Annotated in this window: 10 protein-coding genes and 1 tRNA gene; 2 read left to right on the plus strand and 9 right to left on the minus strand. The window is 64.3% G+C overall.

What is annotated here, in order from left to right; genetic code table 11:
- Window positions 1-157: 157 nt before the first annotated feature.
- From ACTHJ1_RS11070 to ACTHJ1_RS11080, 3 genes are read right to left on the minus strand one after another with little or no spacing between them, the layout of a single operon-like run.
- Entirely contained in the window at window positions 158-1786 is a 1629-nt protein-coding gene (locus ACTHJ1_RS11070) for a GMC family oxidoreductase (RefSeq protein ID WP_440192048.1), read from the minus strand.
- A gap of 6 nt (window positions 1787-1792) precedes the next feature.
- Window positions 1793-3280: an aldehyde dehydrogenase family protein gene (locus ACTHJ1_RS11075; RefSeq protein ID WP_440192051.1), complete on the minus strand. Its 1488-nt coding sequence runs from the start codon at window positions 3278-3280 to the stop codon at window positions 1793-1795.
- Window positions 3281-3320: 40 nt separating this feature from the next.
- Window positions 3321-4430: a mandelate racemase/muconate lactonizing enzyme family protein gene (locus tag ACTHJ1_RS11080; protein ID WP_440192054.1), complete on the minus strand. Its 1110-nt coding sequence runs from the start codon at window positions 4428-4430 to the stop codon at window positions 3321-3323.
- Window positions 4431-4587: 157 nt separating this feature from the next.
- Here ACTHJ1_RS11080 and pdxR point away from each other — a divergent pair, with 157 nt between their 5' ends.
- A complete protein-coding gene (pdxR, locus tag ACTHJ1_RS11085; RefSeq protein WP_440192056.1) occupies window positions 4588-6105 on the plus strand; it encodes a MocR-like pyridoxine biosynthesis transcription factor PdxR in 1518 nt (505 codons plus the stop codon).
- Here pdxR and ACTHJ1_RS11090 read toward each other — a convergent pair.
- The 4 genes from ACTHJ1_RS11090 to ACTHJ1_RS11105 all read right to left on the minus strand — a co-directional run bounded on the left by ACTHJ1_RS11090 (window position 6075) and on the right by ACTHJ1_RS11105 (window position 10025).
- Entirely contained in the window at window positions 6075-6896 is an 822-nt protein-coding gene (locus ACTHJ1_RS11090; protein WP_440192059.1) for an ABC transporter permease, read from the minus strand. The two genes, pdxR and ACTHJ1_RS11090, sit on opposite strands and share 31 nt — an antisense overlap.
- Window positions 6893-7795, minus strand: a complete 903-nt coding sequence (locus ACTHJ1_RS11095) for an ABC transporter permease (protein ID WP_440192066.1) — start codon at window positions 7793-7795, stop codon at window positions 6893-6895. The genes ACTHJ1_RS11090 and ACTHJ1_RS11095 overlap by 4 nt, the downstream gene beginning before the upstream one ends.
- A complete protein-coding gene (locus ACTHJ1_RS11100; RefSeq protein ID WP_440192069.1) occupies window positions 7788-8873 on the minus strand; it encodes an ABC transporter ATP-binding protein in 1086 nt (361 codons plus the stop codon). The genes ACTHJ1_RS11095 and ACTHJ1_RS11100 overlap by 8 nt, the downstream gene beginning before the upstream one ends.
- 99 nt (window positions 8874-8972) lie before the next feature.
- Window positions 8973-10025, minus strand: a complete 1053-nt coding sequence (locus ACTHJ1_RS11105; protein WP_440192072.1) for an ABC transporter substrate-binding protein — start codon at window positions 10023-10025, stop codon at window positions 8973-8975.
- 207 nt (window positions 10026-10232) lie between these two features.
- Here ACTHJ1_RS11105 and ACTHJ1_RS11110 point away from each other — a divergent pair, with 207 nt between their 5' ends.
- The gene (locus ACTHJ1_RS11110; protein WP_440192074.1) at window positions 10233-11645 is read left to right on the plus strand and encodes an NAD(P)/FAD-dependent oxidoreductase; all 1413 of its coding nucleotides are present in this window, start codon (window positions 10233-10235) and stop codon (window positions 11643-11645) included.
- Between the two features lie 7 nt (window positions 11646-11652).
- Here the strand turns inward: ACTHJ1_RS11110 and ACTHJ1_RS11115 are convergent, their stop codons facing one another.
- Together ACTHJ1_RS11115 and ACTHJ1_RS11120 are read right to left on the minus strand one after the other, a co-directional pair.
- On the minus strand, window positions 11653-12357 hold the full coding sequence (locus ACTHJ1_RS11115) for an SDR family oxidoreductase (RefSeq protein WP_440192076.1): 705 nt from the start codon (window positions 12355-12357) through the stop codon (window positions 11653-11655).
- 206 nt (window positions 12358-12563) lie between these two features.
- Window positions 12564-12640: transfer RNA gene (locus ACTHJ1_RS11120), tRNA-Arg, on the minus strand.
- Window positions 12641-12650: the final 10 nt, after the last annotated feature.

A 12650-nucleotide genomic window follows, 5' to 3' on the forward strand; every position in this document is an offset into this window, starting at 1 on the left:
CACAAGCTCTAATGGTTTCGTTGTGTTCTGGTTGGCGGGTTCGTCCACCATGCGGTTGTTCTAATACATCTATCCCCCGTTTACATTTGTTTTAATTTTGTTCAGGGTCAACAATACACGACTCTTTAGCCGCCTGACGCGCTGTCTATGGAATTCCCTAGGCCTCGTCTTCCTCACCCCGAGACAGGATGAGGTCGGCCGCTTTCTCTCCGACCATGATGGCCGCGGCGTTGGTGTTGCCGGACACCAGGGACGGAAAAACCGAGGCGTCGGCGACACGCAGGTTCCTGATGCCATGCACCCTCAAGCGCGGGTCGACCACGCACGTATCCGGGTCGGGGCCCATGCGGCATGTCGAGCACGGATGAAAAACGCTCCAGGCGTTCTCGCGGATATCCCGCATCAGCGCGTCGTCGGTCCGGCATTGCCTGCCAGGTCGGAGTTCGTCCTCGATGATCGCCGCGAGCGCGGGCATGCGGGCCAGCTCGCGAATGAAGCGCACGCCCAGCAGAAGTTCGTCCATATCCTCCTTGCAGGAAAGGTAGTTCGGTTGGATCTCGGGGGACTCGAACGGATCGGCCGAGCGCACGCGCACGTAGCCCCGGGACGCAGGGCGGCAATTGGAGACGCCGAGCAGGAAGGCAGGGAATGGATCGGGATTCATCAAGGGGCGCGTGCCGGGCGCCGCCCGCGTGTAGCTGACCGGGGAGAAATACAACTGCATATTGGGCTGCGCCAGATCCGGCGTCGTCTTGAAGAAGCCGCCGGCCTGGTTGACGCTCAGGCTCAGGGGGCCGCGCCTGAGCGCGACGTAGCGCAACCCTGCCGCCAGCTTGCCCCACCAGGGATGCAGTTCGTCGTTCAACGTTTTCTTGCGGCTGCGAAACAGGTAGTCCACGCCGATATGGTCCTGCAGGTTCATGCCCACCGCGGGGCTCTCGCACACGATGGCGATGCCCGCCGCATAGAGGACCTGGCTGGGCCCGATGCCCGAGAGCTGAAGCAATTGCGGCGAATTGACGGCGCCGCCGCAGAGTATGACCTCCTTGTTCGCCATCGCTCGCAGGCGCCGGCCGCCGCGCTCGTATTGCACGCCGGTCGCGCGCCCTGCCTCGCACAGTACCTTGGTGACATGGGCATGCGTCAGCACGTGCAGATTCGGCCGGCCCATGGCCGGGTGCAAGTACGCCCGGGCCGTCGACATGCGCAGACCGTCCTTGACCGTCAGCTGATAAGGGCCGACGCCGTCCTGCCGCGCGCCGTTGAAGTCGGGATTGCGGTCCAGGCCGGCCTGACGGCCCGCCTCGATGAAGTCCTGGCAGATCGGATGCAGGTCCCGCGCGACGTCCGCCACGTAAAGCGGCCCGCTGTCGCCGTGATAAGGCCCCGCGCCCAGCGCATTGGTTTCCGAGCGGATGAAGTACGGCAGCACGTCCTTGTAGCCCCAGCCCGGATTGCCGGCCCGCTCCCACGCGTCGTAGTCCAGCGCATTGCCGCGTATATAAACCATGGCGTTGATGGCGCTGGATCCGCCCAGCACCTTGCCGCGGGGCCAATAACTGGGCTGTCCGTTCAGCCCCGGCACCGGCTGCGTGGTGTAGCGCCAATTGACGGCCTGCTGGTAATAGGTCTTGCCGTAGCCGATGGGCACCTGGACCCAGAAGCGCCTGTCGCTGCCGCCCGCCTCGAGCAGCAGTACCCGGTGGCGCCCGTCCGCGCTCAGGCGATTGGCCAGGACGCAGCCCGCCGAGCCCGCTCCGACGATGACGTAATCGTAATCAGCCATGCCCGATCATATGCGCAGCGTCACATTCTTGACGCGACAGTAATTGCGCAGGGCCTCCAGGCCCTTTTCGCGACCGAAGCCCGACAGCTTGTTGCCGCCGAACGGCGTGTAGATTCCTCCGGCGAAGTATTGATTGACGCTGACCTGACCGGCATCGATGTCCCGCGCAAAGCTCAGGGCTTTCTGGATGTCCCGCGTATAAACGCAGGCAACCAGGCCGTAGTCGCAATCGTTGGCAACCGCCAGCGCTTCGTGCGCATCGTCGACCACCTGCACGGACAGGACAGGCCCGAAAATTTCTTCGACCGCGGCGGGGTCCTCGGCCGGCACGTCGTCCAGGACGGTCGGCTTGAAGAACCAGCCCGAGCCGCTGTCGGGATCGACTGCGCGTTCGCCTCCTGCTGCCACACGGATGCCGCGCGCCCTCGCGCCGTCGACCATCCCGGCGATCCGGTCCAGTTGCCGCAGAGAATTGATCGCGCCGATATTGGGGTTCTTCAAGCCATGGCCCAAGGTCAGCGCCTGCGTCCTGGCGATGAATTTTTCCAGAAATGCCTCGTGCACGCGCCGCTCGATCACCAGCCGCGATCCCGCAGAGCACACCTGGCCGGCGTTCAGATAGATGGCCTCGAGCATGTCCTGCACGGCATGGTCCAGGTCGCAGTCGGCCAGCACCACGGCCGGCGACTTGCCGCCCAGCTCCAGGGTGACGCTGGCGACATGGTCGGCCGCGTTGCGCATGACCTGTTTGCCCGTGGCAACCGACCCCGTGAACGTGATGTGGCGCACGTGTTCATGACGGCTGAGCGGATCGCCGACGGCCTGGCCCGTACCCGTGACCACGTTGCACACGCCTTCGGGCAACCCCGCCCGATGCAGCAAGTCCGCCAGCATCAAGGCCGTGAGCGAGGTGGTTTCGGCCGGTTTGACGATGGCCGTGCATCCTGCCGCCAGGGCCGGCGCCACGCCCCGGGTCATGGTGAACAGGGGGAAATTCCAGGGCACGATGTGCGCAGTCACGCCCACCGGCTCGAGCGAATTGTAGGAAACGAACTTGTTGCCGAGCGGAATCGCGTCGCCCTGCAGCTTGTCCGCCGCGCCGCCGTAATAGTCCAGCAGCCGGGCCGCGGTTTCGACGTCGTCGAGCGACTCTGACAAGGGCTTGCCCGAATCGAGCGTCTCCACCACCGCGAGGCGGTCGGCGTGCGCGCGGACCATGGCCGCCCCCTGGCGCAGCACCCGGGCGCGCTCCGCGGGATCGACGCGGCTCCAGACATTCTTGAACGCGTGCGCGCTGGATTCGGCGGCGATATCGACATCGACCCGGCCGCACGCCGCGACCTGGGCAAAGGGTCTGCCCGTTCCCGGGTCGAGGGCTTCCATCCATTCGCCCGAAGCCGGCGCGCACCAGCGGCCGTCGATGTACGGCCGGTCAGGCAGATCGGGCAAGGTGCCGGTGCGCAGCGCCTGCTGGACATATTCGTCGAGTTTCATGATCGGCTTTCCTTTGCGCGAAACAGAGTCGGCGCCTGCGCTATTCGACCCGACTTATCCGGTAGTCGGCGCGTTCCAGCCATGAGGGATTGATCTCCACTCCCCAGCCCGGTCCTTGTGGAATCTGCACCTTGCCGTCCCTGGCCACCGGAAATTCCGAATAGATGCCGTATTGCCAAGGGTAGTAGTCGGACTCTTCGATCGAGAATTCGACATAGGGACCGGCGTTTTCGATCGCGCCCATCAGATGCAGGGTAAAGATGGTGACCAGCGACAAATTGGCCGAGTGCGGCGTGCATGGCAGGCCGGCGGCCTGCGCCATCCTGGCTACGCGCAGCGTGCGGGCAATGCCGCCCAGATAGCAGATGTCGGGCTGCACCACGTCGACCACGCGCGATTCGATCATGTGTTTCCACAGCGCGAGGTTGTTGTCCTGCTCGCCGCCCGTCACGTCCAGCGCAAGCGCTTCAGTCACGCGACGGGTCCAGTCCAGCTCCCAATACGGACAGGGTTCCTCGAAATGGCGGACGCCGTTCGCCTGCAGCATGCGGCCTACCTCGATCGCCTGATCCGGCCCGTAGCAACTGTTGGCGTCGACCAGCAGATCCGCCTCCTCGCCCAGCGCGGTGCGAATGGTGGGGATGATCGTCTCGGTTCTGCCGGGCCATTCGTCGCGGCCGCGGCCGCATTCAGAGCCGATGCGAAACTTGAAGGCATCGTAGCCGTGACGGTCGCGCAGCCGCAGAAAGCGATCGGCTTCCTGCGCGGGGGTGATGTCGCGCTTCATGCTGGAGGCATAGACGCGGATGGGCCGCGGCGTGCCGCCCAGCAGCTCGCAGACGCTCTTGCCTTGCAGCTTGCCGTGCAGATCCCAGATCGCCGTGTCCAGCCCGCCGAGCGCCCGGCACATATACGAGCCCGGGAATTTGTATTCCTTCTCGTAAATGCGGTCGAGCAGATCGTCCAGTCCGGAAAGCGCGGAGATGTCCTGCCCCAACGCATGGACCGCCACCTGGCGATGCAGCACCGTGGCGGAGATGTCGGCGTGGTAGGGCGACAGCTGCCCCCATCCCTGCGCTCCGTCGTCCGTGCGCACGCGCACCAGGCTCACGTCCGGGGTACTGAAAGTTTCTATGCTTTGGATTTTCATAGTGGCAATGGCAGAGCGGCCCGCCAGGGCCTGTTGGCAGATCCCCGGTTCCGGCATCGAATCCAGAGTTAGACCATGCGCAAAATGGTAAGCAACGAGCGGTCTGCCGTTAATATCCATTCTGGATAAATTGAGATACCACTTCGGGAAGGCATCCATGGTGAAAATCGCGGGCGGCGCGTTGCTGGCCTCCATCGCCATCGACCGGAAATCGTCGCAGACGATCAGCACCCAGATCTATGCCGCCATCCGCAAGATGATCTTCTCGGAGGTGCTGCGGGCCGGCGAACGCCTGCCTTCGAGCCGCACGCTGGCCCTGGAGCTCGACGTCTCGCGCACCACCATCAACTACGTCTTCGAGCGCCTGACCGAAGAAGGCCTGATCGACTCGCGCACCGGCGCGGGGTCTTTTGTCTGCGAGACCCTGGGCTCGCATCTGCAAAAGCTGCCCGCGCCGTCGTCGGCCATGCTGGCCCGCCGGCGCGACAACCTGCGCCTGTCGCGCGACATCGAGCAGGCAATGAGCCGCTTCGTGCCGCGCATTCCGCACGAGAAAAAGGCGTTCACGACCGGCATGCCGGCGTTCGATTCCTTTCCGATGGCGCAGTGGTCCCGGCTCATCTCCCGCCATTACCGCGAAAAGCGCGACGTGGTCATGGGCTACGGCGATCCCGAAGGCTATTTTCCGCTGCGCCGATCCATCGCCAATCATCTGCGGGCCAACCGGGGGCTGATCTGCGAGCCCGAGCAGGTGTTCATCGTGAGCGGCGCGCAACAGGCCTTCAACCTCAATTGCGCGGTCCTGCTCAACCCTGGCGACAAGGCGTGGTTCGAAAATCCGGGCGCCATCGGCGCGCGCAACAGCCTGAGCGCCCACGGCATCGATATTGTTCCCGTACCCGTCGATGGCGAAGGCCTGTGCGTCGAAGAGGGACTGAAGCGTGCGCCGTATTTCCGGCTTGCCTTCGTCACCCCTTCGCACCAGCAGCCCATGGGCGCGACGCTGAGCCTCGCCCGCCGCATCGCGCTGCTGCAGGCCGCCGAGCAAAACGATGCATGGATACTCGAAGACGATTACGACGGCGAATTCCGCTATCGGCGCAGCCCGATTCCTACGCTGCAAAGCCTGGACGCCAGCCAGCGCGTGATCTACGTCGGCACCTTCAGCAAATCGCTGTCGCCGGCGCTGCGCCTGGGCTATTGCGTCGTTCCGCCCATCTTGGTCGACGTCTTCGGCAAGATCTCCGGGGCGTTCCTGCATGGCGCGCCCACCAGCCTGCAAGCGGTGCTGGCCGACTTCATGGACGAGGGACACTTCGCCAGCCATATCCGCCGCATGTGCAAGGTTTACGCGGCACGGCACGACGCGCTGATCGACGCCGCGACGCAGCGCCTCGGGGGCTTGCTGCAGGTCGAGCCGACCGAGACCGGCTTTCACACCATAGGCCGCCTTGCCGAAGGACTCGAAGAAGACAGGGTCTGCGAGCTTGCGCGCGAGCGAGGCATCTCGGTTTCGCCGCTCGGGCGCTATTGCATCGAGCCCATCGCCATGCGGGGGCTGGTGCTGGGGTTCAGCGCGGTCAAGCCGGCCGAGATCAAGTCCGGGGTGGAAAGCCTGGCTCAGGTGCTGGAAAGTCTGCGGCCTCAGCCGTCTCGGCGCTTGCGCAGGACCTGAGCCAGCGCCATCAGCCCTGACGACACGCAGATCATGATTGTCGAAATCGACGCGATCGTCGGGTCGATCTGGTCGCGCAGGGCATCGAACATGCTGCGCGTCAGCGTGGCGTTGTCGCCGCCGGAAATGAACAGCGCCATGACGACCTCGTCGAACGACGCCAGGAACGACAACAGGGCCGCCGTCAGCACCGAAAATCGGATCTGGGGCAGCGTCACCATCCGGAAAGCTTCCCAGCGCGTGGCGCCCAGGCTGCGGGCGGCCATTTCCTGGCTGGCGTCGAAGCTCTTGAGCCCGGCGCCCACCACGATGAGCACCAGGGGAATGGCCAGCACCGAATGCGCCAGCACCAGGCCGGTCAGCGTATTGAGCAGGCGCAGCTTGACGTAGACGTAGAAGGCTCCGACCGCCAGGAGTATGACGGGGATGATCATCGGCGAGATGAGCATCAGATAGATCCACCTGGCCATGCGCACCCTGGACCTGGCCAGGCCGTAGGCGGCCATGCCGCCTGTGACGGTCGCCAGCAGCATGGTCAGGAATGCGGCCTTGAACGACACCAGTGTCGCCTGCATCCACTCCGCCGAATCGACGTAATGCCGGTACCAGGTCAGCGACCAGGTCTTGGGCGGAAACTCCAGAAAGCGCGAACCCGAAAAAGACATGGGAATCACGATCAGGGTCGGGGCGACGAGAAACAGCATCACCAGCGCGGCAAGCGCATAAAGCCACAGCCGCTGTCTGTGCGTGATCTGGGTATCGGATGCGGGGCGGCTCAGCCAGGCCTTCATTGCACGTGCCCTCTGTCGAACATCTGGTCGACGCGCATCACGAACGAAGCGCCGAACAGGATCAGCAGCGTCAACCCGAAGAGCACCACGCCCAGGGCGCTGGCGGCGCCCCAATTGAAGAAGAGCTGGATGTTCGTGGCGATGCCCATGGACACGAGGATGATCTTGCCGCCGCACAGGATGGCGGGCGTCACATAGAAGCCCAGACACATGATGAACACGATCAGCATGCCCGCGAACAGGCCGGGCAGCGACAGCGGAAGGAACACCTTCAGGAAGACATCGACGGGAGAGGCGCCCAGACCGGCGGCGGCCTTGGGGTAGTCGCGGTCTATGGCCTTCATCGTGCCGTACACCGGCAGCACCATGAACGGCAGCATGATGTGGCTCATGCCCACCAGCGTACCGCCCAGATTGTTCACCAGGGTGAGCGGTTCGTGCCAGAGCCCCAGGCCCATCCCCAGGTCGTTGACCAGACCGTGCCGCTGCAGCAGGATCAGCCATGCATAGGTACGCACCAGCAGGGATGTCCAGAAAGGCACCAGCACGGCGATCATGCACATATTCGCGACTTTGGCGGGCACTTGCGACAGGAAATAGGCCAGCGGATAGCCGGCCAGCACGCAGAGGGTCGTAGTAAGAAAGGCAACCTTGATCGTCAGCCAGAAGATCGTCGCGTAGGCGGAATTGTCGAGCATGCGCTGGTAGTTTTCCAGCGAGAGGGCACCGGTTTGGCCGATGAACGAGAGCCAGAAGAGCCAGGCCGCCGGAACGACGACGATCACCATCACCAGCAGCAGGGCCGGCGAGCACAGGCCGAACAACGCCAGGCGTTCCTTGAAAGCCGCGCGCCGCAGCCGGTCGGCATTGAGTTCCGGATTGAGCGCGGCGCTAGGCATCGGCGACCAGGACCGTATCTTGGCGATGCATGCCCAGCGTGATGGCATCGCCCTTGCGGGGCATGCTCGCCGACGCATGACCCCGGCACACGCCGCGCACACTGATGCTGGCGCCTCCTTCCAGCGCGACCTGCAGCAGATAGCTGTCGCCGTGATATGCCAGGCTCGATACCGTGCCCGAGAACACGTTCATGTCGGCATCTGCCGCTGCGGTCACGACGTTCAGGCGCTCGGGGCGCAGCATCAGCAGCTTGTCCTTGCAGGCATCGGCGCCGGCCTGCAGTCGCAGCGGCCGGCCTGCATAGCACGCGACTCCGTCGCGCACCTCGATGGGCAGAAAGGCCGATTCGCCGATGAAATCGGCGACGAACCGATTGGCCGGCTGCTCGTAGAGTTCGCCGGGCGTGCCGATCTGCATCACCCTGCCGCGATGGATGACCGCGATGCGGTCGGACATGCTCAGTGCTTCGCGCTGGTCGTGCGTGACATAGACGGTTGTCATGCCCAATTTCTCATGCAGGCGACGCAGCTCGACCTGCATGTGCTCGCGCAGTTTCTTGTCCAGCGCCGAAAGCGGCTCGTCCATCAGCAAAATTCCGGGATTGAAGACGATGGCCCGCGCCAGGGCCACGCGCTGGCGCTGGCCGCCGGACAACTGCGCAACGCCGCGCGCGCCGAACCCGCTCAGCTCGACGGTTTCCAGGGCCTGCTCCACACGGCGCGCGATTTCGCCGCGCGGCACCTTGCGCAGCCTGAGGGGAAAGCCGATGTTCTCGGCTACGCTCATGTGAGGGAACAGCGCGTAGCTCTGGAACACCATGCCGACGTCGCGCTTGTGCGGCGGTGTGCATATCGTTTCGACACCACCGAACCTGACGCTGCCGCTGTCGGGCCTGACGAAGCCGGCCAGCGCCATCAGCAAGGTCGTCTTGCCGGAGCCGGACGGGCCCAGCAGCGTCAGGAACTCGCCGCTGCGCACATCGAGATCGATATGATCGAGCGCGACGGCCGCGCCGTAGCGCTTGGTCAATCCCTCGATCGCAATGGGCACGGCAGCGGCCTTCATCTTCTCGGTCACGCCAGGCTCTCCTCGTTATTGCCCGCAGCGCAAAGTTCATGGCCCGGCAAGCCGGGCCAGCCTCGACATAGTCTAGATCCTCTCGACGCCCAGCAGGCCCTAGTGCAGCATCATGTCCTGATATAGGGCGGTCGCCTTCGCCTCGTTCTTCTCGTACCAGCTCGCATCCAGCGGTATCTGCATGGCGGCGTTTGCAGGCGCGGACGACAGCGTCTTGGCGACGGCATCGGAGATCAGGCCGTTCTTGTAGGCGTCCTGATTCGTCGGACCGTAGGTGATGTACTTGGTCAGCGCGGCCTGGTATTGCGGCTTGCTGATTTCGGCCAGGAAGCGCATAGCCTCGGCCTTGTGCGGCGCGCCCTTGGGAATCGAGAAACAATCGCTGTCGTAAATGGCCTGATTGAAGGTGTAGGCCACCTTGGCGCCGCTCTTGATTATGTCGTCGAAACGGCCGTTCCAGCCGGTGGTCATGTCGACCTCGCCGTCCTTCATCAGCTGGGCCTGCTGCGCACCGGAGGTCCACCAGACCGCGATATACGGCTTGAGCTGCCGGATCTTGTCGATCGCGCGCTTGAGCCCCGCGTCGGTGGACAGAACCTTGTACACCTGATCGGGCGGCACGCCGTCCGCCATCAGCGCAGGCTCGAGCGCGCCCGCCACGCCGCCGCGATAGGCGCGCTTGCCGGGATACTTCTTCACGTTCCAGAAATCGGCCCAGGTCTTGGGCGGATTGGCGCCGTACTTTGCCGTGCTGTAGGCAAACACATTGGAAAACACATCGCCGCCCACGCAGTACTTGGTCGCCATGCCCGGATAGAAATGCGACGCGTCGATCACCTTGTAATCGAGCGGCTCGAGCAGGCCTTCCGCGCCGGCGTGCGCCGCGCTGCCCGTGCCCCCGGTGACGACGTCCATGGTGACGGCGCCGGTCTGCACTTGCAGACGCACATCGGCCATGCCGTTGTAGGTGACTTCCTTGATTTTGATGCCCAGCGCCTTGGCTGCGGGCTGAAAGAGCGCTTCGCTCTGCGCCTTCTGATAAGCGCCGCCCCACGAGGCGATGGTCAAGTCGCTTGCCTGCGCGCTCCCTACCGACAACATCACGCCGCTCAGCGCGGCGAGCACCACTCCAGCTTGGGAAATACGGAACATGATCGTGCTCCTATGCTCGGTGTCGAGCCGCCATTAGACAGCGGTAATGGATGGTCAAAAAGGGCCATTATGAATAGATCTATGTGACCACTGCGATGCGCGGATGGCATGGAGAAAAATTCCAAAATGGACGTTACCCGAGACCCGGCGCTTCACTATGATGCAGACTCTTGAACCCGGGAACGCGCGGCGCAGCACGAGAAAACCATGGCTAACGACTACAGCGGAGTGAGTCTCTGGTTCGATGCGCTCGGCGAGGGCATAGGCCCCAGGCCGCCGCTGACGGCCGATGCGCAGGTCGATATCGCGATCGTCGGCGCAGGCTACACGGGCCTGTGGACCGCCTACTACCTGAAGACGCTCGCTCCCGATCTGTCGATCGCGGTCGTCGAGGCGGAAACGGCGGGCTACGGCGCTTCGGGACGCAACGGCGGCTGGCTCAAGGGCAGCATGGCAGGCGAAGACAAATACCTGGCGGGCCTGCCAGAGCCTATCAGGCGCGCGGGTTACCGGCTCCTGCACGGCATCGTCGATCACGTTCACGGCATCCTGCAGGACGAAGGCATCGAATGCGGCTTTCATCACGGCGGCGTTCTGTTCGCGGCGGCGCGCTATCCGGAGCAGCGCGATCTGCAGCGTAGCCTGCTCGCCCGTCTGTACGCGGCCGGACATGACGAAAGCGACTACCGCTGGCTCGACGCGGATGAATTGACGCGGCAGGTGCGCCTGCGCAAGCCTTACGGCGCAATCTATTCGCCGCATTGCGCCGTCGTCAATCCGGCGCAGCTGGTGCGCGGCCTGGCCCGGGCCGTCGAGCGCAAAGGCGTAAGGCTCTATGAGCAGACTCGCGTGCGGCGGGTCGGACAGCGACGCATCGAAACCGAACACGGATCGATGCGCGCGAACGTCGTCGTGCTCGCGCTGGAAGGCTATTGCGGCACGCTCGCAGGCTATGGCGGCTATTTGCTGCCCGTGCAGAGCCTCATCGTGGCAACCGAGCCGCTGGACGCCGCGCGCTGGGACGCCATCGGGCTGCAGGACAGGCCCGCCTTCAGCGACGGCGGCAGGCTCATCACCTACGGCCAGCGCTCGTCCGACGGGCGCATGATCTTCGGCGCTCGTGGCGCATACCGGTTCGGCGCCAGGCCGCGCAGCGATTTTTCTCTGGATCAACCCGAGTTCGCCATTCGCAAACAGCTGATGTACGACCTTTTCCCCGACCTGCAAGGCGTGCGCGTCACCCATGGGTGGGGCGGCACCATGGGCATGGCGAGGCAATTTTCGCCGTTTGCGCTGATGGATCCCGGCGCCGGCATCGCCATGGCGGGCGGCTACGGCGGCGGCGGAGTCGGCGCATCCAATCTGTTCGGCAGAACGCTGGCCGACCTCATCCTGGAGCGCGACACCGAACTGACCCGGATGCCCTGGGCACTGCGCGGCCCCGGCGCATTACGCACCGTGCGCCGCTGGGAGCCGGAACCCCTGCCCTGGGCGGTCTACCAGACAATACAGGCTGTGTATGCGTGGGAAGAATCGCTGTGCCGCGCTAAGGATGCGCCGCACTGGCGCAAGGCGCTGGCAGGCCGCCTGAGCGATATGCTGGGGAGCCTGCTCAGATAGGCGGCGCTCAAATCGACCGCATCAATCCGCCGTCCACACGCAGGTTCTGTCCCGTGATGTATCCGGCGCCTTCCGACACCAGAAAAGCCACCGTAGCCGCGATTTCCCGGCTCGTGCCGTAGCGCTGCATGGGTACGCTGCCGCGGCGCTCTTCGGTGGCCGGCAGACTGTCGATCCAGCCCGGCAGGACGTTGTTCATGCGGATGTTTTCCGCAGCGTACGTATCGGCGAACAGCTTGGTGAACGAGGCCAGCCCCGCCCGAAACACCGCAGAGGTAGGGAACATGCTGCTGGGCTCGAAAGCCCACGCTGTCGAGATATTGACGATGGCGCCGGACTTCTGCTTTTGCATGGCCGGGGTGACCAGCCGCGTCGGACGGATCACGTTCATCAGATAGGTATCCATGCCGCGATGCCAGTCTTCGTCGGAGATCTCCAGGATCGAACCGCGCGGCCCGTGCCCGGCGCTGTTGACCAGCACGTCGATGCGCCCCCAGCGGGTCAGCGTCTGATCGACCAGCCGGGCCAGGTCGTCGTTGGACTGGTTCGAGCCGGTGACGCCGATGCCGCCAAGCTGCGCCGCCAGCGCCTCGCCCTTGCCCGAGGACGAAAGAATCGCCACCTTGAAACCGTCTGCGGCCAGCTTCTGAGCGCAAGCCGCCCCCATGCCGCTGCCACCGGCGGTCACGACCGCCACTTTTTCCGTTGCCATACCTGCTTCCTCCTCGATGCCGCAGGGCGGGTTTCGCGCGCTGTCGGTCATGTCATGTCGTTGAATCGATAACCCGGCCTATCTTAGCCAATTGCGTATCGCCGGCAACGCAGCAACGCCGGCGCCAGGCCGCCGGCCCAAAGAAAAAGCGGTTTGAAGACTTTCGTCTGCAAACCGCCCAAGTCACTGCTTCTCAACGAGAAATCTGGCGCGCCCGGCAGGATTCGAACCCACGACCCCTTGGTTCGTAGCCAAGTACTCTATCCAACTGAGCTACGGGCGCTAAAGAGCCA

This window comes from Bordetella sp. (assembly GCF_051960075.1).
Taxonomy (GTDB): domain Bacteria; phylum Pseudomonadota; class Gammaproteobacteria; order Burkholderiales; family Burkholderiaceae_B; genus Bordetella.

Coding starts and splice junctions, on each gene's coding strand:
- ACTHJ1_RS11070 (WP_440192048.1), bottom strand. CDS start 1,786: ATGGCTGATTACGATTACGTCATCGTCGGAGCGGGCTCGGCGGGCTGC.
- ACTHJ1_RS11075 (WP_440192051.1), bottom strand. CDS start 3,280: ATGAAACTCGACGAATATGTCCAGCAGGCGCTGCGCACCGGCACCTTG.
- ACTHJ1_RS11080 (WP_440192054.1), bottom strand. CDS start 4,430: ATGAAAATCCAAAGCATAGAAACTTTCAGTACCCCGGACGTGAGCCTG.
- pdxR (WP_440192056.1), top strand. CDS start 4,588: ATGGTGAAAATCGCGGGCGGCGCGTTGCTGGCCTCCATCGCCATCGAC.
- ACTHJ1_RS11090 (WP_440192059.1), bottom strand. CDS start 6,896: ATGAAGGCCTGGCTGAGCCGCCCCGCATCCGATACCCAGATCACGCAC.
- ACTHJ1_RS11095 (WP_440192066.1), bottom strand. CDS start 7,795: ATGCCTAGCGCCGCGCTCAATCCGGAACTCAATGCCGACCGGCTGCGG.
- ACTHJ1_RS11105 (WP_440192072.1), bottom strand. CDS start 10,025: ATGTTCCGTATTTCCCAAGCTGGAGTGGTGCTCGCCGCGCTGAGCGGC.
- ACTHJ1_RS11110 (WP_440192074.1), top strand. CDS start 10,233: ATGGCTAACGACTACAGCGGAGTGAGTCTCTGGTTCGATGCGCTCGGC.
- ACTHJ1_RS11115 (WP_440192076.1), bottom strand. CDS start 12,357: ATGGCAACGGAAAAAGTGGCGGTCGTGACCGCCGGTGGCAGCGGCATG.